The organism is Micromonospora sp. CPCC 205739, from assembly GCF_036906795.1.
Lineage (GTDB): Bacteria > Actinomycetota > Actinomycetes > Mycobacteriales > Micromonosporaceae > Micromonospora.
Map to the genome: position 1 here is coordinate 207,030 of NZ_JBAKHS010000004.1, position 22,473 is coordinate 229,502.

A 22,473-nucleotide genomic window follows, 5' to 3' on the forward strand; every position below is an offset into this window, starting at 1 on the left:
GGCAGGTTCCGGCCGGACGGGTGGGCGGCAGGTCACGCCCTTGGCGGCCGGTCGTGCGCCGCCTCCAGAACCGGGGGATTTCCCGCTTCCACGAAGACGAACCGTCGGTACGACCAGAACCGGAACAGCGTCCCGAGGCCGGTGCCGACGATGAAACTGGCGATGTTGTCGGCCAGCGGCGTCTGGAACACCCCGGGCCAGATGCTGCCCAGGCCGTACCGGCTGAGCGCCAGGCAGGCCACGGCGATGCCCAGGCCCACCGCGTTGAAGAAGAAGAACAGCGCGTACTCGCGGGCCGGGTTGGAGCGTTTGCGGTGCCGCCAGGTCCAGAAGCGGTTGCCGATGAAGGCGACGGTGGCCGCGACGACGGTGGAGAGCGTCTTGGCGGTCACCTGCTCGACGCCGCGCACGCTCGTCAGGTAGTTGAAGAGCGCGAAGTCGACGAGGAAGGCGATCCCGCCCACGGTGGCGAACTTGCTCAGCTCGCGGACGAGGTGACCGAAGCGGTCCAGCAGTGTGCGGACCAGGCTCGGACGGGTCTGCGGAGACCCTGGCTGGTCGCCGGTCATCGTCGCGGCCACCCGCCGAGAGTACCGGTCGGGAGCGAGCCGGACGCGCAGCAACGGCGAGCCGGGCCGGATCACTCCTGACGCCGGTCGTCCGGCACCGCCGCCGGTGAGGAGAGCGTAACTCCTCGTGCGGCGATCGCCGTGCGGATCGTCCATCGACGGGTCCGTCACCGGAAGGCCGGTTCCTCCGTCCGTCATCGTCCGTTCCGATGGGCGACGAGAGTTCGCCGCAGGATTTGCGTGAAACTGCGCGCGAAAGCGGGTATTAGCTCGTGATGCCGCAGCCGGGCCGTACCTTGTGCAGTTCTTCACAACCAGTCCCACTGACTCGCGGCTCGGCCCGGTTTACGCTGAGCGCAATCCCAGGTTTCCACGATGGCGACGCGGCTCGCGCCCGCCAGACTCGTGCATCCATAGAACGGTCAGCGTCGACCACAAGGAGATGTGTCATGGTTGCTCCGGCTACTGTTCGGGGTATCGATCAGGCCCCGACTACCCATCCCAAGCTGCTCGCCTGGGTCAGAGAAGTCGCGGAACTGACCACCCCCGACCGCGTGGTCTGGGTGGACGGGTCCGATGAGGAGTGGCGGCGCCTCACCGACGAGCTGGTCGAGTCCGGCACCCTGATCCGGCTCAACCCGGAGAAGAAGCCCAACTCGTTCTACGCGCGCACGGACCCGACGGACGTCGCCCGGGTCGAGGAGCGCACCTTCATCTGCTCCGTCGACGAGGCGGACGCCGGGCCCACCAACAACTGGATGGCGCCGGCCGAGATGAAGCGGACGATGACCGAGCTCTACCGCGGCAGCATGCGCGGACGCACCATGTACGTCATCCCGTTCTGCATGGGCCCGGTCGAGGCCGAGAGCCCCATGTTCGGCGTCGAGATCACCGACAGCCCGTACGTGGTCGCCTCGATGCGGATCATGACCCGGATGGGCGCCAAGGTCCTCGAGGCGATGGGCGACGACGTCGACTTCGTGCACGCGCTGCACTCCATCGGCGCCCCGCTCGCCCCCGGCCAGCAGGACGTCGCCTGGCCGTGCAACGAGACTAAGTACATCTCGCACTTCCCGGAGAGCCGGGAGATCTGGTCCTTCGGCTCCGGCTACGGCGGCAACTCGCTGCTCGGCAAGAAGTGCTACTCGCTGCGCATCGCCAGCGTGATGGGGCGCGACGAGGGCTGGCTCGCCGAGCACATGCTCATCCTCAAGATCACCTCGCCGGAGGGCAAGGTCTACCACATCGCCGGCGCGTTCCCGTCCGCCTGCGGCAAGACCAACCTCGCCATGCTGGAGCCGACCATCCCGGGCTGGAAGGTCGAGACCATCGGCGACGACATCGCCTGGATGCGCTTCGGTGCCGACGGCCGCCTCTACGCGGTCAACCCGGAGTACGGCCTCTTCGGCGTCGCGCCCGGCACCGACTGGAAGACCAACGCCAACGCCATGCGGACGCTGGACCGCGGCAACTCCATCTTCACCAACGTGGCGCTCACCGACGACGGGGACATCTGGTGGGAGGGCATGGGTGAGCCGCCGGCGCACCTGATCGACTGGAAGGGCAACGACTGGACGCCGGAGAGCGACAGCCTCTCCTCGCACGCGAACAGCCGGTTCTGCACCCCGATCACGCAGTGCCCGATCCTCGCCGAGGACTACTACGACCCCAACGGCGTGCCGATCGACGCGATCCTCTTCGGTGGCCGTCGCCGGGACACCATCCCGCTGGTCACCGAGGCCCGCGACTGGGTGCACGGCGTCTACATGGGTGCCACGCTCTCCTCGGAGACCACCGCCGCCGCGTCCGGCGCGGTCGGCGTGGTGCGCCGCGACCCGATGGCCATGCTGCCGTTCATCGGCTACCACGCCGGCGACTACTTCCGGCACTGGATCGAGATGGGCAAGGGCGTCGACGGCGACGAGGCCAAGCTGCCGAAGATCTACTACGTGAACTGGTTCCGCAAGGACCCCGAGGGCAGCTTCCTCTGGCCGGGCTTCGGCGAGAACTCCCGCGTGCTCAAGTGGGTCGTCGAGCGGATCGAGGGCCGGGCCGACGCGGTCGAGACGCCGATCGGCATGGTCCCGACCCAGGACGCCCTGGACGTCGAGGGCCTGGACATGACCCCGGAGGACGTCCGGATCGCGCTCAAGGTGGACCCGGAGGAGTGGCGCCAGGAGCTTCCGCTGGTCACCGAGTGGTTCGAGAAGTTCGGCGACAAGCTGCCGGGTGTCCTCTGGGCCGAGCTGGACGCGCTGCGCGCCCGGCTCGACGCGGAGCAGCCGCAGAAATAGGTGTGACGGTTGCCCGTACCGGGCAACATCGGATCCCATGAGGACGGCCGCCGAGACCCAGGTCCGGCGGCCGTCCGCCGTCCGGGCGCTGACCACCCTGCTCGCCGTCACGGCGGCGACCACCGTCGTGGTCGAGCTGCTCAACTGGTGGTACGCCCCGGAGCAGGAGTTCGGCCTGGCCGTGCGCACCGGTTGGGCGATGCTCCGCTCGCTCGGCTTCCTGCTGCTGATCGGGCACGTCAACCGGGGTCGTACGGTCGCCAAGCCGCTCGGGCTGATCCTCGCGGTGACCACCGTCTTCGCGGTCGGCCGGCTGGTGGTGCCCCGGCAGGGGGTGCCGCCGCTGCCCGGGCTGCTCGGCTTCGCCCTGCTCACCGCGCTCTGCGTGAGCGTGGTCGCGCTGCTCTACCGTTCGGAGGCGGTCGGCGCGCACCTCGTCCGGCACCGCAAGACCCTGGTGGTCTCCGGCGGCACGATCTCCTGGCGGGAGGCCGCCCCGAAGCGGCCGCCGGTCACCGGGTGGCTGCTCACCAGCCGGGTCGCCGCCTTCACGTACAGCCCGCTGATGCTGGTGCCCGCGCTGGTGGCCGGCGGCGCGATCCTGGACGGCCGGCTGATCGCCGTGCCGGCGGTGCTGTTCTGGTTCTTCGCCGGCATCGCGGTCAGCTACGCGGTGCTCCTCTGCACCGCATTCCTGATGCGCGGACGGCGCTGGGCCCGCACCCTGCTGGTGGCGATCACCCTGGGGGTGCTCGCCGTCGACCTGCCGCTCTGCTGGTGGCTGCTCGGCGTCGACGGCCTGATCCGCGACGGTGCGCCGCTGGTCGCCGCCGCCGTCCTCGCCCTCTACGGCCTCCGGCGCGCCACCCACGCCGAAACACCCCCACCCCCCACCTGACCACCCCCCACCGGGCCGGCCGAGCCGCCCGAGCCCGTTGATCAAGAAGTTTGCGTCGGACCGGGACCGAATCCCGACGCAAACTTCTTGATCAACAGTGTCGGGCGGGTAGGGGTGAGCCGGGGGCGCGGGTGGATGGGTCGGTGCGGCGGCGGGGGTCGGGGGCGTGGGGCGGGCAGGATGGGGCCGTGGGCGGCTGCGGGCGGGAGGCGGCGCGGTGAGCGACGAGTTCGACGTGATCGTGGTCGGGGCGGGGCCGGCCGGTGCGGCCGCCGCGCTGGCCGCCCGCCGGGCAGGCGCCCGGGTGCTGCTGCTCGACCGGTCCGACTTCCCCCGGGACAAGGCCTGCGGGGACGGCATCGCCGCGCACGCGCTGGACGTCCTCGCCGAGCTGGGGGTGACCGGCGCGGTGACCGGGTACGCCCCGCTGCCCGCCCTGCGCCTGGTCGGCCCGGGCGGCCAGGCGGTGGCCCGGGCGCTGCCCCGGCCCGCGTACACGGTGCCCCGCCAGGTGTTCGACGCCCGGCTGGTGGCGGCGGCGGTGGCGGCCGGCGCGGTGCTGCGCCGGCACTCCGTCCGCCGGGTCGAGCCGCGCGACGACCGGGTGGTGCTCGACGGGGAGGTGGCCGGGCGGGCGGTCATCGGCGCGGACGGGGCCGGATCGGTGGTCCGCCGGGCGCTCGGCCACCCGGCGAACCCGGACCGCCACCTCGCGCTCGCCATCCGGGGGTACGCCCCGGCGCTGCCCGGCCCCCCCGAACAGCTCATCGTCACCTCCGCGCCGCGCTGGCCGGCGTACGCCTGGTCCTTCCCGATCGGCGACGGGCGGGCGAACGTCGGGTACGGGGAGGTGCTGCGGGGCGAGCCGCTGAGCCGCGCGCACCTGCTGGACCGGCTGGCCGCGCTGCTGCCGGCGACCGACCCGGCCACGGTGACCGCGCTGCGCGCCCACCACCTGCCGCTGTCGACGCACCGGCCGTCCCCCGGCCGGGGCCGGGTGGTGCTGGCCGGCGACGCGCTCTCCCTGATCAACCCGTTCACCGGCGAGGGGATCTTCTACGCGCTGCTCTCCGGGGCGCTGGCCGGCGCGGCCGCCGCGACCGCACCGGAGCGGGCGGCCGACCGGTACGCCCGGGCGCTGCGCCGGCGGCTCGGCACGCACCTGCGGCACAGCTCGGTCGCCGCCTGGCTGGGCCGGCACCGGCGAGTGGTCGACGCCGCCGTCCGGGCGGCCCGCCGCGACGACCGGGTCTACCGCAACGTCGTCGAGTTGGGGCTCGGTGACGGCCGGCTGGACGCCCGCACCCTGGCCATGATCGGCATCGGTCTCTCGGCGCGTAGTTAACCTCCGAGGTCACGATCGGCCGGGCGGGTCGCTACCCTGCAAGGTGATGACTCTGCGGAACCTCCTCTACTCCGTGTACGAGCGCCGGCTGACGGCGTCGCTCGCGGGCAAACCGGTGCCCCGGCACGTCGGCGTGATGTGCGACGGCAACCGCAGGTGGGCGCGGGAGATGGGCTTCGTCGACCCCAACGACGGGCACCGGATGGGCGCCGAGCGGATCAAGGAGCTGCTGCGCTGGTGCGACGCCGCCGGTGTGGGTCACGTCACGCTCTGGCTGCTCTCCACCGACAACCTCTCCCGGCCGGCGGAGGAGCTGGATCCGCTGCTCCAGATCATCGAGGACCTGACCACCGAGCTGGCCGAGGAGGGCAACCCCTGGCGGCTGCGGATGGTCGGCGCGCTCGACGTGCTGCCGGCGCACCACGCCCAGGCCCTCAAGGCCGCCGAGGAACGCACCCGGGACCGCGCCGGCGGCGCCCAGGTCAACATCGCCGTCGGGTACGGCGGCCGGCGGGAGATCGCCGACGCGGTGCGCTCGCTGCTGCTGGAGCACGCCGCCAACGGCGGCACCATCGAGGAGCTGGCCGGCGCGCTGGACGTGGACCACATCTCCGAGCACCTCTACACCCGGGGCCTGCCGGACCCGGATCTGATCATCCGGACCAGCGGTGAGCAGCGCCTCTCGGGCTTCATGCTCTGGCAGTCGGCCCACTCGGAGTTCTACTTCTGCGAACTCAACTGGCCCGACTTCCGCCGCGTGGACTTCCTCCGCGCGCTGCGCTCCTACGCCACCCGCCAGCGCCGCTTCGGCGTCTGACGCTCAGCCCGCTCGCCGCCGCCGCGGCGGCGGGACGGCGGCGGCCGGTCAGGTCGTCAGGTGGGGCAGGGCCCGGGTGAGGAAGTCGCCGAGGGCGGCGGGGGAGTCGAGGGTGAGGTCGGCCGCGTCGGCCACCTCGTGACCGGTCTCCGGGTTGGCCACGGCGACGCAGACGCCGAGGAAGTCCGGGTCGGCGGCGGCCCGGGCCCGCAGCGCGGCGAACGCCTTGATGTCGGAGACGTCGTCGCCGAAGTACCAGGCGCCCCCGGCGTCCCGCACGATTTCGCCGATGACCAGGCCCTTGTCCCGGTCGACCGGCGGCTTGAGCTCCAGCACCATCCGGCCGGCCTGCACCTTCAGGCCCAGCCGCTCGGCCTGCGCCCGGCCCCACTGCTCGATCTGCGGCCCCAGGCCCGGCGCGGTACGCCAGTGCAGGGCGACGCTCAACCGCTTGAACTCGACCAGCGCGCCGGCCGGCAGCTCGGCCCGGGCCAGGTCGGCCAGCTCGGCCATGGTCGGCACCCAGGGCAGGGCGGCCGGCTCGGTGACCGTCTCGCCCCCGGAGTGGCTGTGCTCCAGGCCGTACAGGCCGTAGAGGTCGACGCCGGCGAGGCCGCCGAGGTGGTCACGGAGGAACTCGACCGGGCGCGCGGAGACGATCGCCACCCGCTGCACCACCGGGGCGAGCGCCTCCAGCGCGGCGAGCACCTTGGGGGCGGGCTGCACGGCGGTCGGGTCGTCGTCGACCGGCGCCAGGGTGCCGTCGAAGTCGAAGAAGAGCACGGTGTGGGCCGCCCGCGCGGCGGTGGCCCGCCAGGCGTGGTCGGCGTCCAACGGGGTCTTCGGCTGCTGGTTGCCCAGATTCAACGGCGGCACGCGCGACAGCGTACCCCGGCGGCGGCGGCTCATTCGTGGCCGCGCGATGACGCCTCGACGCCGTCACCGGTCGGCAATTTCCCCGTGGTCGTCAGCGTTCGGCGGATCCTCGGCGGGTTCGCCCGAACGGCACCACCGAGGCATCCTGGCCGTGCTTGAGCAGGTAGCCCTCGACGAACCCGGTGTTCCGGTCGCCGGCCTGCGCCTCGATCTCGTTCAGCCGGGCGACCAGGAACTCGGTCAGTGCGCTGACCCGGTCGTTGAGCCGCTCGTGCAGCTCGGCGACCACCGCCAGCACCACCGCGGTGCCGGCGGTGGTGAGCGCGAAGAGGTTGACGAACAGCGGCATCTGCTCGCCCTCGACCGCGCCTACCGCGACGTTGGCGGTCACGAACGATGTCAGCGACACCGCCGCGACCACGACTCCCCACCATTTCAGGGTCATGGACAGACCCCTCCTTCTGTCCCGCAGGGCTGGGTTCGGCCTTGTCCCGTCCCCCCGCCGACGACGAGCCCAAGCAGTACGAATACGGACGCTAGCGCGCCCGTTCCTGGCCCGTAGGGAAACGAAGAGGTCTGATCAGGCGTTCTTTCGCCATCTGAGGAACTAGCCGGCCCGTTCGTCTCGTTTTCGGTCATCCACCGGCAGAGTCGGGCGATAAGCGAGGTATCGGATGGTTTCCCGAATGTGGAACTTCTCCGCTTCTGACACGGCGGGGTCGACCAGCCGGCGCAGCAACGCCTCCACGTCGGGATCCATCGGGGGCGCCGGCGCCGCGCTGCGCGGAGCGCCGGCCCGGTCCCAGCCCAGCGCGGCGAAGGCGGTGGCCGGGTTGAGGCCGAGCCCCTCGCAGAAGGCGACCACCCGCTCGACCTCCGGGTCGCTGGCCCAGTCGCCGCGGACCCAGCGGTTGATGGTCTGCCGGGAGACGCCGGTGCGACGGGAGACCTCGGTGCCGGTCCAGGCCCGCATCGCGCGGGCGTCGTCCAGGGCCCGACGGACGAAGCTGGCGAAGGCGATCTTCCGGGCGGGGGCGGTCTCGGTCACCCCGTGACGGTACGGCCGGACGGTCGTGGCGGGGAGCCCGCCCGTACGGGTGTCACGCGAACGGGACGACGGTATTCGGGCGCGGGTAAACGATCCAGAGGCCTTTCCGAGGGGTGTCACCTGGGCAGAATAGGAGGACTTAGGTGCGGCGGTAACCGGACGAAAAGCTGATACTGTCACGCTCATGGGACAATCTACGGTGTGTCACGTGCTTGAGACGATCAGTGCTCACATGCGTCACGCCCCCTGCGCGAGGGGGGTGCGGTGACCGAGCTCGCGACCCGCGCCCAGGCCTTCGGCCTGATCGCGGAGGGGGTGGCCGCGGGACTGAGCGCGCCGTGGCGCCTCTACCTCGCCCGAGGTTGCCGCTACCTGTCACTGAGCGTGGGGGACCGGGAGGAGTGGAACGCCTGGCGTACCCATCTCGGGTGTCCGGAGCTGAGCGTCCGGGTCTACGACGCCGGCGGCGAGATCCGTCGCTCCTCGGTCGCCGAGGTCGTCCTGGACGGCTGCCGGATCAGCGTCGAGCTGGTCGAGGAGGTCAGCACCGACGACCTGGACCGGCTCCTGGTGGTCGACCCCACCACGATCGAGCCGGAGGACCGGTGACCGGGCCGGCGCGGCGCGGCGGAGCCGCCGGATGAGCCCCTTCCTCGCGGTCTTCCTCGTCCTCGTCCTCGGTGCCACCAGCTACGCGGCGGGCCGGCTGCACGGGCAGCTCAGCTACCGGATCGGCTACCGCTTCGGCTACCGCCAGGGCTACTTCGACGGCGACCGGGGGGCGTGGAACCGGCGGCGCCGGGACGCCCAGGCCGCCATCGCCACGGCCCTGGCCGGGCCGGTGAGCGGGCCGCCGGTGGTGACCACCGCGACGGTCACCAGCACCACGGTCGGCCGCCAGGGCACCACCTACACCGGCTCCTCGTTCACCGCCCCGGTCGCGCCGGTCACCGGCCGGCACCCGACCGGGACCCTCGTCCGGCGGCAGGGCTGAGCACGGCCCACGCCGGCACCGACCCGGTGCGTCGTCCGCGGCGGGCGCGCACCGTCGGGGCCACGTCAGACCGGTGACGCTGGTCCCACCCGGCCGGGATGCGCGCAGGGGGCATGCATCCCGGCCGGTCCGCCGCCCGTTCACGCCCCGGTCGAGGGAGATCCATCTTCAGCTCTAGCCGAGGTGACCCGGCGCCGCTAGCGTCTAGGCATGGCACGGGGTTTTCCCGGGTCAGCCGGTCCGCCCGGAACTGCGACCTCGCGCACGGGGTTCCGCATCCGACCTCGTGTCCCCGGGCACCGGAGGAGGCGGAACGCGGGTGGCGGGTGCCCATCCGTCGGAGCAGGCCTGTGACGACTCGCCGTACGACCGCCGGTGCCGACCAGCCCCCGGCCGCGACTGCCACGACCCGCCGAGCCACCCGGAGCCGCCGCACGACGGCCGCCGCCCCGGCCGGCACCGAGGAGCCCCGACCAGCCGGCCAGGCGTTCGTCCTGGACACGTCGGTGCTGCTGTCCGATCCGGCGGCATTCCACCGCTTCGCCGAGCACGAGGTGGTCCTGCCCCTGGTGGTCATCTCCGAGCTGGAGGGCAAGCGCCACCACCCCGAGCTGGGCTGGTTCGCCCGGCAGTCCCTGCGGATGCTCGACGAGCTGCGGGTCCAGCACGGGCGGCTGGACCGTCCGGTGCCCGCCAACGACGCGGGCGGCACGCTGCGGGTGGAGCTGAACCACTCCGACGACGGCGTGCTGCCGCCGGGGTTCCGCAACGAGTCCAACGACGCCCGGATCCTCTCCGTGGCGTTGAACCTCGCCGCCGAGGGCCGGGAGGTGACGCTGGTCAGCAAGGACATGCCGCTGCGGGTCAAGGCCGCCTCGGTCGGGCTGCGGGCCGACGAGTACCGGCACGGCCAGGCCAGCGATCCCACCTGGACAGGCATGGCCGAGCTGGAGCTGGGCGAGGAGCAGATCGGTCGCCTCTACGCCGGCGAGACGCTCGACGTGGACGCCGCGGCGGGCCTGCCCTGCCACACCGGCCTGGTGCTGCACTCGGCCCGCGGCTCCGCCCTGGGCCGGGTGCTGCCGGACAAGACCGTCCGGCTGGTCCGGGGCGACCGGGAGGCGTTCGGCCTGCACGGCCGCTCGGCCGAGCAGCGCGTCGCGCTGGACCTGCTGCTGGACGAGTCGATCGGCATCGTCTCGATGGGCGGGCGGGCCGGCACCGGCAAGTCCGCGCTGGCGCTCTGCGCCGGCCTGGAGGCGGTGATGGAACGCCGCCGGCACAAGAAGGTGATCGTCTTCCGCCCGCTGTACGCCGTCGGCGGCCAGGAGCTGGGCTACCTCCCCGGCTCGGAGTCGGAGAAGATGTCGCCCTGGGCGCAGGCGGTCTTCGACACCCTCGGCGCGGTGGTGCACGAGAACGTCCTGGAGGAGGTCACCTCCCGGGGCATCCTGGAGGTCCTGCCGCTGACCCACATCCGGGGTCGCAGCCTGCACGACGCCTTCGTCATCGTCGACGAGGCGCAGTCGCTGGAGCGCGGCGTGCTGCTCACCGTGCTGTCCCGGATCGGCCAGGGGTCCCGGGTGGTGCTCACCCACGACGTCGCGCAGCGGGACAACCTGCGGGTGGGCCGGCACGACGGCGTCACGGCGGTGATCGAGGCGCTGAAGGGTCACCCGCTCTTCGCGCACGTCACGCTGAGCCGTTCGGAGCGGTCGCCGATCGCCGCGATGGTGACTGATCTGCTGGAGGACATCCCCCAGTAGCCGCTCCGGGTTCTCGTTACGCCCCTTTTCATCCGTATTCACTTTGTGGCGCAGGTCACAAAAGGGCCGCTTGGTTTCCCATCAGTCTCACTGTGCGCAATGGTGTCCAACGAGCGCCCGCGCCCCGACAAGATCGTCGAGCATCGTTCGTCCCACCCCGGACGAGCCCCGGCGAGGGTCGGTGCGTCGGTTGCGACCGGCTCCGGTCGGGGCGCTCGCGGCACGACCGCGTCCGGAGACGGCCGGCCCGCGCCGCGTCCTTGCCCCCGACGAAGGGACACTTCGTGAGTCGGCTGTGGAGCCGGTTCGGCGCCCGTACGGCTGCTGTCGCACTGCTCTCCGTGGGCGTTGCCGGCGGCTTCTACCTGGGCGAAGACCGAGAAACCCAGCAACAGGGCCTGACCGCGCAGGTCGGCCTCCAGGTCGACCAGGTCGAGTACGACTACCAGCGCGAGCGGCAGGCCGACCACCAGCGGAGCTCCGCCAAGCAGCGGGCCGCCGAGTACCAGGCGAAGCTGCGGGCCGCTGCGGCCGCCAAGGAGGCCGCCGAGCGGGCCCGCGAGGCCGAGGCCGCCGCGGCGTCCCGGAAGAAGGCGCGGGAGGCGGCGGCCAAGGAGGCCGAGGCCAAGGCCAAGCCGTTCACCGGCCCGATCCCGGCGTCCTGCAACGAGTTCAGCGGCAACCGCGAGATCGGCTGCGCGCTGCTGCTCGACGCCGGCTTCGGGATCGACCAGATGCCGTGCCTGGACAAGCTCTGGACCAAGGAGAGCGGCTGGAACCACAAGGCCAGCAACCCCTCCTCCGGGGCGTACGGCATCCCGCAGGCCCTGCCGGGCAGCAAGATGGGCTCGGTCGCAGACGACTGGCGGACCAACCCGGCGACCCAGATCAAGTGGGGCCTCGGCTACATCAAGGGCCGCTACGGCGACCCCTGCGGCGCCTGGTCGCACAGCCAGAGCGTCGGCTGGTACTGATCGTCGCGCACGAGGGCGGGACGGGTGGGCGACCACCCGCCCCGCCCTCGCCGCGTCCCGGCCCGGCGCGCCGCCCAGGTGGCGGTCCGGACCGATTGCTGATAGCTCTTTTCTGGTGACCCTGCACCCGACGGGCGGCGACCCGACCCGGTTCGGCACCGACGCGTTCTACGCCGCCCTCGGCCGGGCCTTCGTCGCCATGTGCGCGGTGGTGCCGTTCCTCTTCCTGATCGAGGCGGTCGACCAGGGGCTCGACTTCGGCCTCGACGTGGCGGCCGGGATCATCCCGCACCGCATCCAGGGCCTCGACGGGGTCTTCTTCTCGCCGTTCCTGCACCACGGCTTCGAGCACCTCTACAGCAACAGCATCCCGCTGATCCTGCTCGGCACCTTCGTGCTCGCCGCCGGCACCCGGCGCTTCCTCTGGTCCACCCTGATCATCGTGCTGGTCAGCGGGCTCGGCGTCTGGTTCACCGGCGCGCCCAACTCGGTGGTCGTCGGCGCCAGTGGGGTGATCTTCGGCTACCTCGGCATCCTGCTCACCCGGGGCCTGGTGGAGCGCAGCTGGTGGAACCTGGCGGTGGTGCTGCTGGTCGGCCTGCTCTACGGCTGGCAGCTGCTCGGCATCCTTCCCACCGACGAGCGCATCTCCTGGCAGGGGCACCTGTTCGGGCTGCTCGGCGGGGTGGTCGCGGCGATCCTGTTCCGCCGCCGGCCCGAGGCGGGCGGGCCGTACCACTCGGAGTCGACCCTGACGATGCCCTGAGTCGGGCCGACCCGCCAATGCGCGGCGAGGATCGGGACGTCCTTGCCCGGCCGGGGCGGCGGGCCTACCGTCGGCATCAGCACGCGTTGATCCGCCAGCGGAAAGCGACGGTACGCCCATGCGCGAGGTCGATGTCGCGGTGATCGGGGCCGGCCCGACAGGCCTGTTCGCCGCGTACTACGCCGGGTTCCGGGGGCTCTCCGTGGCGGTGATCGACGCGCTGCCCGAGCCGGGCGGGCAGATCACCGCGATGTACCCGGAGAAGCTGATCCTCGACGTCGCGGGCTTCCCCGCCGTCAAGGGGCGGGACCTGGTGGCGAACCTGGTCGCCCAGGCCGCGCCGTTCCACCCGGAGTACCTGCTCGGCACCCGCGCCGAGAAGCTCGCCCACGTCGACGGCCGGCCGGTGCTCGGGCTCGCCGGCGGTGAGCAGCTGAGCTGCGGCGCGGTGGTGATCACCGGCGGGCTGGGCAGCTTCACCCCGCGCCCGTTGCCGGTGGCGGAGAGCTTCGTCGGCGGCGGGATCGTCTACTTCGTCCCCGAGCCGGCCGCGCTGGCCGATCAGGACGTGCTGATCGTCGGCGGGGGCGACTCCGCCTTCGACTGGGCGCTGACCCTGCAACCGCTGGCCCGCTCGGTGACGCTCGTGCACCGGCGGGAGAAGTTCCGGGCGCACGCGTCGACGGTCTCCCGGGTGCTGGCCCTGCCGGTGCGGGTGATCGTCAACGCCGAGCTGACCCGGCTGCACGGGGACGCGACGGTGACCGCCGCCGAGATCACCGTGCGCGGCGGTGACGCGGAGACCCTGCCGGTCGACACGGTGGTCGCCGCGCTGGGCTTCACCGCCGACCTGGGCCCGCTCGCGGAGTGGGGGCTGCGGCTGGACCGCCGGCACATCGTGGTGGACAGCGCGATGGCGACCAACCTGCCGCGCGTCTTCGCCGCCGGGGACATCACCGAGTACCCGGGCAAGGTGCGCCTGATCGCCACCGGCTTCGGCGAGGCGGCCACCGCGGTCAACAACGCCGCCGTCGCCATCGACCCGAGCGCCCACCTCTTTCCCGGCCACTCCTCCGACGCCGGCTGACCGGCACCGTCAGCGGGGCAGGCCGATGAGGTCGGCCATCAGCCCGGTCTGGTGGTCGAAGTACGCGTCCCGGTGCGGGACCGCCCGGTCGAGCCGGCCGAACAGCTCGAAGCTGATCAGCCCGAAGAGCTGCGTCCAGCCGGCCATGCCCCGGGCCAGCAGTGCCTCCGGCAGGCCGGGGAAGAACCCGGCGGCGATCTCGGCCAGGTCGGCGTGGACCGGTTCGGGCAGGTCGTCGGCGGGCACGTCGAGCCGCCCGTCGGCCAGCCCGTCCCGCAGGATGCCGACCAGGGTCACCGGGGGGCGCTGGGCCGGCAGGACGGTGTCGTCTGGGGCGGCGTACCCGGGCACCGGGCTGCCGTAGAGCAGCGCGTACTCGGCGGGATGGGCGAGCGCCCAGTCCCGGGCGGCCCGGCACACCGCGTGCCAACGGCCGCGCAGGTCCTGTCGGTCGGCGCCGGCGTCGGCCGACTCCACCGCGTCGCCGAGCGCGTCGTACGCCTCGAGGATCAGCGCGGTGAGCAGGTCGTCGCGGCTCGGGAAGTAGCGGTAGATGGCGGAGGAGACCATCCCCATGTCCCGGGCGACCGCCCGCAGCGAGAGGTTGGCGCCGTCGGTGGCGAGATGGCGGCGGGCCACCGCCTTGATCTCGTCGAGCATCTCGGCGCGGACCCGGGCGCGGATCGAGGAAGCGGGCATGGGACCACTGTGCCATGAATCGGAGCGGCAATCAAAAACGAGAGCACTGCTCTTGACGAGCGCCGGGCGCTCGGTCATGCTGATGCGGCAAGCGAGAGCAGTGCTCTCTATTCGTAACCCCGCTTCGAAAGGCGTTCCCATGTCGCTGCACGTGATCGTCGGCTCCGGCCCGGTCGGCACGGCCACCGCCCGTCTCCTCGCCGAGCGCGGTGAGCGCGTCCGGGTGGTGACCCGTCGGGGGGCCGGGCCGGAGCACCCCGCCGTCGAGCGGGTCGCCGCCGACGCCGCCGACACCGACCGGCTCACCGCGCTGACCGAGGGCGCGGACGCGCTGTACAACTGCGCGAACCCGGCGTACCACCGGTGGGCGACCGACTGGCCGCCGCTGGCCGGCGCGCTGCTCACCGCCGCCGAGCGGACCGGCGCGGTGCTCGCGGGAGTCGGCAACCTCTACGGGTACGGCCCGGTCGACGGCCCGATGACCGAGCAGACCCCGCTCGCGGCCACCGGCACCAAGGGCCGGGTACGCAACCGGATGTGGACCGACGCCCTCGCCGCGCACCGGGCCGGGCGGGCCCGGGTCACCGAGGTACGCGGCTCCGACTACCTCGGCGCCGACGGCATGTCCCTGGCGATGCTGGTGCTGCCCCGGGTGCTCGCCGGGCAGCGGGTCTTCCTCCCGGTCGACTGGGACGCCCCGCACACCTGGACGTACATCCCGGACGTCGCCCGTACCCTCGTCGCCGCCGCCACCGACGCGCGGGCCTGGGGCCGGGCCTGGCACGTGCCCAGCGCGCCCGCCGTCGGCATGCGGGAGCTGGCCACCCGGGCGGCGGCGCTGGTCGCCGCGCCCGCGCCGAAGCTGACCCGGATGCCCTACCCGGTGCTCTGGCTCGGCGGCCTGGCCAACCCGTTCGCGAGGGAACTGCGCGAGACCGCCTACCAGTTCGACCGGCCGTTCCGGATGGACTCGACCGCCGCCACCGCCACCCTCGGCGTCGAGCCGACCCCGCTGGACCGGGCGATCGAGGAGACCGTGGCGGCCCTGCGCCGCTGACCGGCGGGGTCACCCGCCGCCGGCCCGGTCCGGCTCAGCGGCGGGGCGCCGGGCCGAGCGCGGCGACCAGCACGGCCACCAGGGTCAGCGCGGCGCCCGCCAGGGTCGCCGGCCCCGGATGCGAGGCCGCGGTCGGCAGGACCAGGTCCAGCAGTACGGCACCGACGATCTGCCCGGCGATGGTGGCCAGCCCGAGCAGCAGCACCCCGGTGAAGCGGACGATGGCCGCCGCGATCGCGATGAACACGATGCCGATCGGCCCGCCCAGGTAGAGCCACGGCTCCTCCGGCAGGGTGCCGGTCGGCCAGCCGCGGACCGCGGCGTCGACGGCGAGGGTGAGGAGCAGGGCCACCGTGCCGACGGTGAAGTTGACCAGCGTGGCCGCCAGGGCGCTGCCCGAGGCGACCCGGACCCGGCCGTTGACCGCCTGCTGCCAGGCGATGCCGACGCCGGCCAGCAGCGGGAGCAGGGCCAGCACCAGGGCACCCGGGTCGCCCAGCCGGTCACCCACCGCCAGCAGGACGGCCAGCACGGTCAGCGCCGCACCGGCCAGCCGGCTGGCCGTCACCGGCTGCCGGCCGATCGGGCCCACCCCGGCCCGGTCCACCGCGAGGCTGCTCGCCGACTGCCCGGCGACCACCGCCACGGTGAACACGGCCACCCCGAGCGTGCCGATGGTCAGCCCCTGGGTGGCCACCAGGAACGCCCCGCACAGCCCGCCCAGGCACTGCCACGGGCGCAGCGAACCGTCCCGCAGCGCGGCGCGCAGGTCGCGCAGCCCCCGCCGCCCACCCGGGGTGGCGGGGACCAGCACCAGCAGTATCAGCAGGCCCAGCCCGAACGAGACCACCGCCGCGGCGATCCCGTCGGCCAGGCGTACGCCCAGCTCGCCGTTGATCCGGGACTGCACGGCCACGGCGACCCCGGAGGCGGTCGCCAGCCCGGTCGCGGCGATCCGCCGGGACGCCGGGACGGTCGGACGGACCGCCGTCCCGGTCGCGGTCACTCCTGCTCGGCCAGCGGCCGGCCGTCGAAGTCGACCGCCGAGTACAGGGCCAGCTTCTCCAGCCGGTGGTACGAGTCGATCACCCGGATGGTGCCGCTCTTGGAGCGCATCACGATCGACTGGGTGTACGCGCCGCCGGCCCGGTAGCGCACGCCGCGCAGCAGGTCGCCGGAGGTGACGCCGGTGGCCACGAAGAAGCAGTTGTCCCCGGTGACCAGGTCGTCGGTGCTCAGCACCCGGTCCAGGTCGTGCCCGGCGGCGAGCGCCTTCTCCCGCTCCTCGGCGTCGCGCGGCCAGAGCTTGGCCTGCATCGCCCCGCCCATGCACTTGAGCGCGCAGGCCGAGATGATCCCCTCGGGCGTGCCGCCGATGCCCATCAGCACATCGACGTCGGACTCGCCCCGGGCCGCCGCGATCGAGCCGGCGATGTCGCCGTCGGAGATGAACCGGATGCCCGCCCCGGTCCGCCGGATCTGCTTGACCAGATCGTCGTGGCGGGACCGGTCCAGCACGCAGACCGTCACCTCGGATACGTCGGTGCCCTTGACCTTCGCGATCCGGCGCAGGTTGTCGGCCACCCCGGCGTTGATGTCCACCACGTCGGCGTACATCGGACCCACCGCGAGCTTCTCCATGTAGAAGACGGCGCTCGGGTCGAACATCGCGCCGCGCTCGGAGACCGCGAGCACCGCCAGTGCGTTCGGCATGCCCTTGCTCATCAGCGTGGTGCCGTCGACCGGGTCCACCGCGACGTCCACCTCGGGACCGGTGCCGTCACCGACCTCTTCGCCGTTGAAGAGCATCGGCGCGTTGTCCTTCTCGCCCTCGCCGATCACCACGACCCCGCGCATCGGGATCGAGTTGATCAGCTTGCGCATCGCGTCGACGGCTGCTCCGTCGCCGCCCTCCTTGTCGCCCCGGCCGACCCACCGGCCGGCGGCCATCGCCGCGGCCTCGGTGACCCGGACCAGATCGAGGGCAAGGTTGCGGTCGAGATCCTGGGGGATCCGCGTCCTGGTGTGCGTCGTCATGACGGCTTCCTCCTCGCGACGTTGCGGGGTGGGACCGGCAGGGTGCTGCGCTCGCCACTGCCAGCTTTGTCGCTGATCCTCACACGATGACAGGTCCGGTGCCGGGGCGGGGCGGTGGTGGGCGGGATCGGTCACCCGCGCGGCTGCGAGAATGGACCGGTGGACCCCGCACAGCCTGCCGACCGCGTACCCGCCGACCAGACCCCGCCCGACGGCCAGCCGCCGGTGACCCCGACCGGGGCGACCGACGCGGCGGCCGGGTCCGGCCCGCCGACCGGCCCGGCCGGCACCGGTCCGGCGTCGGCCGAGGCGGCGCTGGTGGAGACGACGGCCGGCGGCGGCGCAGGCGCGGGTGAGCCGGCGCTGGTCGAGCCGGCCCGCGACGCCGCCGTGGTGGACGCCGACGTGCCGCCGGCGCATCCGGCGGCCGCCGGACGCCCCGCCCCCGGGGAGAAGGCCCGCTCCGAGCGGTCGCCGAAGGACATGGCGCTCTCGCTGCTGGTGCTGCTCGTCCCGATCGCCCTGCTGATCGCCTTCTACCGCGGCTTCCTCGGTGGCGAGCAGCCGACCGTGATCGACCCCGCGCCGGCCTACGAGCAGGCCCGCTCGGCGAACGCCTTTCCGGTCAGCGAGCCGGCCGGGCTGGGCTCCGGCTGGCGTACGGTCAACGCCAGCTACCGCACGGTCGAGGGTGGCGCCAACCTCCGGATCGGCTACCTCACCCCGGAGGGGCGGGGCGTCCAGCTGCTGCAGAGCAACGTACCGGCGGAGCGGCTGCTGCCCGCCGAGCTGACCGCCGAGGGGCAGCCGCAGGGCCCCACCGACCTGGGCGGGCGCACCTGGCAGCGGTACACCAGCCGGGGCAACGACCAGGCGCTGGTGCTGCTCGAACCGAACCGCACGATCCTCGTCGTCGGCGACGCCCGGGACAACGAGCTGCGGCAGCTCGCCGGCTCGTTGCGGTAGCGCAGCGGGGCCTCCGGGCTCGGCGCCGACACCAGCGGCGTTCCACCAGGTGGACCGGACAGGGATTGCCGAACGCGGCGGCAGGGAACAGAAGGTACGCGACCTCGCCGGCTCGTTCCGTCGGCCGGACGGGACTCGTGCGGCGGGGCAGGTGCAAGGCCCCGACGCCATGCTTCCGGTGCCCCAGCGGGCCGGACGACCCACCTGAGAGGTTCACGTGACCATTCGACGCTTCAGTGCGGCAGTCTTCGCCGCGACGCTGCTCACCCCCGGCCTGGCCGCCTGCAACAGCACCGGGACCGGCGAGGCGGGGGCCTCCGCGTCCCCCACGGTCTCCGGCAGCGCCGCACCGGGCGCCTCCGGCGCGGTGAACGGCGACGCCAAGCAGGCCCTGCTCAACTCCACGAACGAGATCAGGAACGGCAACTTCCGGTTCACCATGTCCGGCGCCGGTTCGAGCGCCGAGGGGCAGGTGCACGAGCCGAGCCAGAGCGCCGAGATGCGCGTCCTGATCGGTGACGCGTCCTCGGATCTGTCGATGAAGCTCGACCTGATCCACGCCAAGCCGGACAGCTGGGTGAAGCTGGAGCTGGGCGGCAAGTCCGCCGGCAGCATCCCCGGCGCGCAGAAGCTCAACCTCGGCAAGTACCAGCACCTCGACCAGACCCGGATCAAGGGCAACAAGGCGCTGGGCTTCGACTTCGAGAAGATCGACCCGGCGGGCAGCGAGGTGCTGACCCAGGGCATCACCGAGGTCCGGCAGACCGGCCAGGGCACCTACGCCGGCACGCTCGACGTGTCGAAGGCGGCCGAGGCCGGCTCGGTCGACCAGTCCGTGGTGACCGCGCTCGGCCCGCAGGCCAAGTCGGTGCCGTTCACCGCCAAGCTGGACCCGCAGGGCCGGCTCAGCGAGATGGTGGTCCGGATTCCCGCCGCCGGCCAGAACGCCGCGCAGGACATCAAGGTCACCTACTCGGACTACGGCAACGCCGCCGCCGCGCAGAAGCCGCCGGCCGACCAGGTCGTCGAGGCGCCCAAGGAGTTCTACAACCTGTTCAACTGAGCCGACTCCGGTGGCGGGGCGGCTGTCGGCCGTCCCGTCACTGCTGTCCGTGCCTCCCGTCGCGCCGGGCAGGCTGTCCGTCCGCCCCGGCCGTCCCGCAGGCGCGGACGGGCGTCAGGAGTCGGCGGCCTGCCGGGCGGCGTCGATCCGGGCCCGGGCGCCGTCCAGCCAACGCTGGCAGACCGCGGCCAGCTTCTCGCCGCGCTCCCAGAGCGCCAGCGACTCCTCCAGCGAGGTGCCACCGGCCTCCAGCTTCTCCACCACCTGGGCCAGCTCGGCGCGGGCCTGCTCGTAGCTGAGCCGCTCGTCCTTGGTCTCGTCCGTCATCGCACCCATCCCACCACACTCCTCAGCCGTCGACGGTCGCGGTCAGCTCGCCGTCGGCGAGGCGTACCCGCAGCGGATCGCCCTTGGCCACCTCGTCGGCGGCGCGTACCACGTGGCCGTCGGCGCGCTGGACGATCGCGTACCCACGGTCGAGGGTGGCCGCGGGGGAGAGGGCGCGCAGCCGGGCCAGGGTGTGCCGCAGGTCGTCGGCGGCGGCCCCGAGGCGATGGTCCAGGCAGCGGCCCGTCCGGTCGCGCAGCGCGGTCACCTCGGCGGCCCGCTGGTCGACCATCACCTGCGGGCGGGCCAGCACCGGGCGGGAGCGGAGCAGGTCGAGCCGGTGCGACTCGCGGTCGACCAGGTTGCGGACCGCGCGTTCCAGCCGGGACCGGGCCTGGCCGATGAGGCGGACCTCCTCGGTGAGGTCGGGCACCACCCGCTTGGCCGCGTCGGTCGGCGTGGAGGCGCGCACGTCGGCGACGTAGTCGACCAGCGGCGCGTCCGTCTCGTGGCCGATCGCGCTGACCACCGGCGTACGACAGGCGAAGACCGCCCGGCACAGCGCCTCGTCGGAGAAGGGCAGCAGGTCCTCGATGCCGCCGCCGCCCCGGGCCAGGATGATCACGTCGATGCTCGGGTCGGCGTCGAGCACCTTCAGCGCGTCGACGATCTGCGGCACCGCGCTCGGCCCCTGCACCGCCACGTTGACCGTGCGGAACTCCACCGCCGGCCAGCGCCGCCGGGCGTTGGTGAGCACGTCCCGCTCGGCCGCCGAGGCGCGGCCGGTGATCAGCCCGACCCGGCCGGGCAGGAACGGCGGGCGGCGCTTGCGGGCGCGGTCGAAGAGCCCCTCCGCGGCGAGCAGCTTCTTGAGCTTCTCCAGCCGGGCCAGCAGCTCGCCGAGCCCCACCTGGCGGATCTCGTCGGCGCGCAGGCTCAGCGTGCCCCGCGCCGCGTAGAACTCCGGCTTGGCGTGCAGCACCACCCGGGCGCCCTCACGCAGCTCCGGCGCGCCGGAGTCGAGGACGTCCCGGTTGGTGGTGACGGTCAGGCTGAGGTCGGCCGACGGGTCGCGCAGGGTCAGGAAGACGGTGCTGGCGCCGGGGCGGCGGCTGATCTGCGCCACCTGGCCGTCGACCCAGACCCAGCCGAGGCGGGCGATCCAGGCGCCGACCTTCTGGCTGACCACCCGGACCGGCCAGGGCTCCTCCGGGGTGCTGCGCGGGGCGTCGGTCACCCGCCCACCCTACGGTCAGCCTCCGACGACCTGCGGCAGCCCCGACAGCGCGTGCCGCTCGCCGGGGCGGGCGGTGAGCACCGGCGGCCCCGGCTCGGTGATCGCGACGGTGGTGCTCCCCGTGGGGGCTGTGGTGCGGGTCGCAGCGGCTGCCGCCCCAGAAGCGGACACGTACGATGGTCGGGTGACCCAGGCTGAGACGACCCCCCGGACCGGCAAGCGCGTGCTCCTGGCCAAGCCCCGCGGCTACTGCGCGGGTGTCGACCGGGCGGTGCAGACCGTCGAGGAGGCGCTCAAGCTCTACGGCGCCCCGATCTACGTGCGCAAGCAGATCGTGCACAACAAGCACGTGGTGCAGACCCTGGAGGCCAAGGGCGCGATCTTCGTCGAGGAGAACGAGGAGGTGCCCGAGGGCGCCACCGTCATCTTCTCCGCCCACGGCGTCGCCCCGGAGGTCTACGAGCAGGCCAGGGCGCGCTCGCTGAAGGCGATCGACGCGACCTGCCCGCTGGTCACCAAGGTGCACCAGGAGGCGAAGCGCTTCGCCGCCGAGGACTACGACATCCTGCTGATCGGCCACGAGGGGCACGAGGAGGTCGTCGGCACCGCCGGCGAGGCCCCGGCGCACATCCAGCTGGTCGACGGCCCCGACGGCGTCGACAAGGTCACCGTGCGGGACCCGAACAAGGTCGTCTGGCTCTCCCAGACCACCCTCTCGGTGGACGAGACGCTGGAAACCGTGGCCCGGCTCAAGCAGCGCCTGCCGCTGCTCCAGTCGCCGCCCAGCGACGACATCTGCTACGCCACCTCCAACCGCCAGCACGTGGTGAAGGAGATCGCCCCGGAGTGCGACGTGGTGATCGTGGTGGGCTCCCGCAACTCCTCCAACTCGGTGCGCCTGGTCGAGGTCGCCCTGGACGCCGGCGCCCGCGCCGGACACCTGGTCGACTTCGCGCACGAGATCGACGACGCCTGGCTGACCGGCGCCGGCACGGTCGGCGTCACCTCTGGCGCGAGCGTGCCGGACGAGCTGGTGCAGGACGTGCTGGCCCACCTCGCCGAGCGGGGCTTCACCGACGTCGAGGAGATCACCACCGCCAACGAGCGGTTGACCTTCTCGCTGCCGCAGGAGCTCAAGCGCGACATGAAGGCCGCCGCCGCCCGGGTCTGACCGGGAACGGATCCCCGGCCGGCCACGTCGGAATGGGTATGAAGACTCCTCGGATGGTCCTCGCCGCCCTGGTCGTCGGCGCGGCGCTGAGCGCCTGCGGCGGTCAGGCCGGCGACGACCGTACGGGCACCGCCAGCCCCTCGGAAGGATCGCCGGTGACCAGCTCGCCCAGCAGCGACCCGACGCAGCCGGGCGACCCGACCGGCGTCCCGCCGACCGTGCCGCCCACGAAGCGACCGCCGGTGGGCCCCAGCCTGCCGCCCGGCCCGGGCGCCAACACGATCACCGGCACCATCGAGGCCGGCGTGGAGCCCGGCTGCCTCCTGGTCGGCGGCTACCAGCTCATCGGTGGCCCCCGCGACGTCCTGACCGTCGGTGCCAAGGTCACCGTCACCGGCCAGGCCAAGCCGGACATGATGACCACCTGCCAGCAGGGCACTCCCTTCGTCGTCGAGTCCGCCCGCCGCTCCTGACCCCCTCCC

The 22,473-nt window shown here is 73.1% G+C and carries 24 protein-coding genes; 15 read left to right on the forward strand and 9 right to left on the reverse strand.

Features of this window, described 5'->3' with window-relative positions; translation table 11 throughout:
- Nucleotides 1-32: 32 nt before the first annotated feature.
- Nucleotides 33-569 carry a GtrA family protein gene (locus tag V6U88_RS09200; RefSeq protein ID WP_334451908.1) on the reverse strand — a complete coding sequence of 179 codons (537 nt, stop codon included), beginning with the start codon at nucleotides 567-569 and terminating at the stop codon, nucleotides 33-35.
- Nucleotides 570-1,018: 449 nt separating this feature from the next.
- On the opposite strand from V6U88_RS09200, the gene V6U88_RS09205 reads away from it, so the two are divergent.
- From V6U88_RS09205 to V6U88_RS09220, 4 genes are all read left to right on the forward strand, one after another.
- The gene (locus V6U88_RS09205; protein ID WP_334451566.1) at nucleotides 1,019-2,863 is read left to right on the forward strand and encodes a phosphoenolpyruvate carboxykinase (GTP); all 1,845 of its coding nucleotides are present in this window, start codon (nucleotides 1,019-1,021) and stop codon (nucleotides 2,861-2,863) included.
- 37 nt (nucleotides 2,864-2,900) lie between these two features.
- The gene (locus tag V6U88_RS09210) at nucleotides 2,901-3,761 is read left to right on the forward strand and encodes a hypothetical protein (RefSeq protein WP_334451567.1); all 861 of its coding nucleotides are present in this window, start codon (nucleotides 2,901-2,903) and stop codon (nucleotides 3,759-3,761) included.
- Between the two features lie 196 nt (nucleotides 3,762-3,957).
- Nucleotides 3,958-5,106 (forward strand): geranylgeranyl reductase family protein, encoded by a 1,149-nt coding sequence (locus V6U88_RS09215; protein WP_334451909.1) that lies wholly within the window; start codon nucleotides 3,958-3,960, stop codon nucleotides 5,104-5,106.
- Between the two features lie 46 nt (nucleotides 5,107-5,152).
- Entirely contained in the window at nucleotides 5,153-5,923 is a 771-nt protein-coding gene (locus tag V6U88_RS09220; RefSeq protein WP_334451568.1) for an isoprenyl transferase, read from the forward strand.
- Between the two features lie 48 nt (nucleotides 5,924-5,971).
- Here V6U88_RS09220 and otsB read toward each other — a convergent pair whose 3' ends face one another.
- The 3 genes from otsB to V6U88_RS09235 all read right to left on the reverse strand — a co-directional run bounded on the left by otsB (nucleotide 5,972) and on the right by V6U88_RS09235 (nucleotide 7,847).
- Entirely contained in the window at nucleotides 5,972-6,799 is an 828-nt protein-coding gene (gene otsB, locus V6U88_RS09225; RefSeq protein ID WP_334451569.1) for a trehalose-phosphatase, read from the reverse strand.
- A 91-nt stretch (nucleotides 6,800-6,890) separates the two neighbouring features.
- Nucleotides 6,891-7,244: a hypothetical protein gene (locus tag V6U88_RS09230; protein WP_334451570.1), complete on the reverse strand. Its 354-nt coding sequence runs from the start codon at nucleotides 7,242-7,244 to the stop codon at nucleotides 6,891-6,893.
- Nucleotides 7,245-7,406: 162 nt separating this feature from the next.
- Nucleotides 7,407-7,847 (reverse strand): helix-turn-helix domain-containing protein, encoded by a 441-nt coding sequence (locus tag V6U88_RS09235; RefSeq protein WP_334451571.1) that lies wholly within the window; start codon nucleotides 7,845-7,847, stop codon nucleotides 7,407-7,409.
- Nucleotides 7,848-8,111: 264 nt separating this feature from the next.
- Here V6U88_RS09235 and V6U88_RS09240 point away from each other — a divergent pair, with 264 nt between their 5' ends.
- From V6U88_RS09240 to V6U88_RS09265, 6 genes are all read left to right on the forward strand, one after another.
- The gene (locus V6U88_RS09240) at nucleotides 8,112-8,456 is read left to right on the forward strand and encodes a hypothetical protein (protein WP_334451573.1); all 345 of its coding nucleotides are present in this window, start codon (nucleotides 8,112-8,114) and stop codon (nucleotides 8,454-8,456) included.
- A gap of 31 nt (nucleotides 8,457-8,487) precedes the next feature.
- Nucleotides 8,488-8,841: a hypothetical protein gene (locus V6U88_RS09245; RefSeq protein ID WP_334451574.1), complete on the forward strand. Its 354-nt coding sequence runs from the start codon at nucleotides 8,488-8,490 to the stop codon at nucleotides 8,839-8,841.
- 350 nt (nucleotides 8,842-9,191) lie between these two features.
- Nucleotides 9,192-10,607, forward strand: a complete 1,416-nt coding sequence (locus V6U88_RS09250) for a PhoH family protein (RefSeq protein ID WP_334451575.1) — start codon at nucleotides 9,192-9,194, stop codon at nucleotides 10,605-10,607.
- A 284-nt stretch (nucleotides 10,608-10,891) separates the two neighbouring features.
- Nucleotides 10,892-11,581: a lytic transglycosylase domain-containing protein gene (locus tag V6U88_RS09255; protein ID WP_334451576.1), complete on the forward strand. Its 690-nt coding sequence runs from the start codon at nucleotides 10,892-10,894 to the stop codon at nucleotides 11,579-11,581.
- A gap of 115 nt (nucleotides 11,582-11,696) precedes the next feature.
- Entirely contained in the window at nucleotides 11,697-12,347 is a 651-nt protein-coding gene (locus tag V6U88_RS09260; protein ID WP_334451577.1) for a rhomboid family intramembrane serine protease, read from the forward strand.
- A 118-nt stretch (nucleotides 12,348-12,465) separates the two neighbouring features.
- Nucleotides 12,466-13,434, forward strand: a complete 969-nt coding sequence (locus V6U88_RS09265) for an NAD(P)/FAD-dependent oxidoreductase (RefSeq protein WP_334451581.1) — start codon at nucleotides 12,466-12,468, stop codon at nucleotides 13,432-13,434.
- Nucleotides 13,435-13,443: 9 nt separating this feature from the next.
- On the opposite strand, the gene V6U88_RS09270 is transcribed toward V6U88_RS09265, so the two are convergent.
- Nucleotides 13,444-14,133 (reverse strand): TetR/AcrR family transcriptional regulator, encoded by a 690-nt coding sequence (locus V6U88_RS09270; RefSeq protein WP_334451583.1) that lies wholly within the window; start codon nucleotides 14,131-14,133, stop codon nucleotides 13,444-13,446.
- A gap of 139 nt (nucleotides 14,134-14,272) precedes the next feature.
- Between V6U88_RS09270 and V6U88_RS09275 the strand changes: the two genes are divergently transcribed.
- Nucleotides 14,273-15,190: an NAD-dependent epimerase/dehydratase family protein gene (locus tag V6U88_RS09275; protein WP_334451585.1), complete on the forward strand. Its 918-nt coding sequence runs from the start codon at nucleotides 14,273-14,275 to the stop codon at nucleotides 15,188-15,190.
- Between the two features lie 34 nt (nucleotides 15,191-15,224).
- On the opposite strand, the gene V6U88_RS09280 is transcribed toward V6U88_RS09275, so the two are convergent.
- The gene (locus V6U88_RS09280) at nucleotides 15,225-16,196 is read right to left on the reverse strand and encodes a DMT family transporter (RefSeq protein ID WP_442934598.1); all 972 of its coding nucleotides are present in this window, start codon (nucleotides 16,194-16,196) and stop codon (nucleotides 15,225-15,227) included.
- Nucleotides 16,193-17,227, reverse strand: coding sequence for a class II fructose-bisphosphatase (gene glpX, locus V6U88_RS09285; protein WP_334451586.1), 1,035 nt, complete (start codon nucleotides 17,225-17,227; stop codon nucleotides 16,193-16,195). The genes V6U88_RS09280 and glpX overlap by 4 nt, the downstream gene beginning before the upstream one ends.
- A 159-nt stretch (nucleotides 17,228-17,386) precedes the next feature.
- On the opposite strand from glpX, the gene V6U88_RS09290 reads away from it, so the two are divergent.
- Nucleotides 17,387-18,193, forward strand: coding sequence for a DUF4245 domain-containing protein (locus V6U88_RS09290; RefSeq protein WP_334451587.1), 807 nt, complete (start codon nucleotides 17,387-17,389; stop codon nucleotides 18,191-18,193).
- A 217-nt stretch (nucleotides 18,194-18,410) separates the two neighbouring features.
- Entirely contained in the window at nucleotides 18,411-19,256 is an 846-nt protein-coding gene (locus tag V6U88_RS09295) for a hypothetical protein (protein WP_334451588.1), read from the forward strand.
- Nucleotides 19,257-19,370: 114 nt separating this feature from the next.
- Here V6U88_RS09295 and V6U88_RS09300 read toward each other — a convergent pair whose 3' ends face one another.
- Complete coding sequence (locus V6U88_RS09300; protein ID WP_334451590.1) at nucleotides 19,371-19,583, reverse strand: exodeoxyribonuclease VII small subunit; 213 nt, start codon at nucleotides 19,581-19,583, stop codon at nucleotides 19,371-19,373.
- Between the two features lie 22 nt (nucleotides 19,584-19,605).
- Complete coding sequence (xseA, locus tag V6U88_RS09305; protein ID WP_334451592.1) at nucleotides 19,606-20,820, reverse strand: exodeoxyribonuclease VII large subunit; 1,215 nt, start codon at nucleotides 20,818-20,820, stop codon at nucleotides 19,606-19,608.
- Between the two features lie 184 nt (nucleotides 20,821-21,004).
- Between xseA and V6U88_RS09310 the strand changes: the two genes are divergently transcribed.
- Complete coding sequence (locus tag V6U88_RS09310) at nucleotides 21,005-21,991, forward strand: 4-hydroxy-3-methylbut-2-enyl diphosphate reductase (RefSeq protein WP_334451594.1); 987 nt, start codon at nucleotides 21,005-21,007, stop codon at nucleotides 21,989-21,991.
- Nucleotides 21,992-22,029: 38 nt separating this feature from the next.
- Nucleotides 22,030-22,464, forward strand: coding sequence for a hypothetical protein (locus tag V6U88_RS09315; RefSeq protein WP_334451596.1), 435 nt, complete (start codon nucleotides 22,030-22,032; stop codon nucleotides 22,462-22,464).
- The last annotated feature ends 9 nt before the right edge of the window (nucleotides 22,465-22,473 follow it).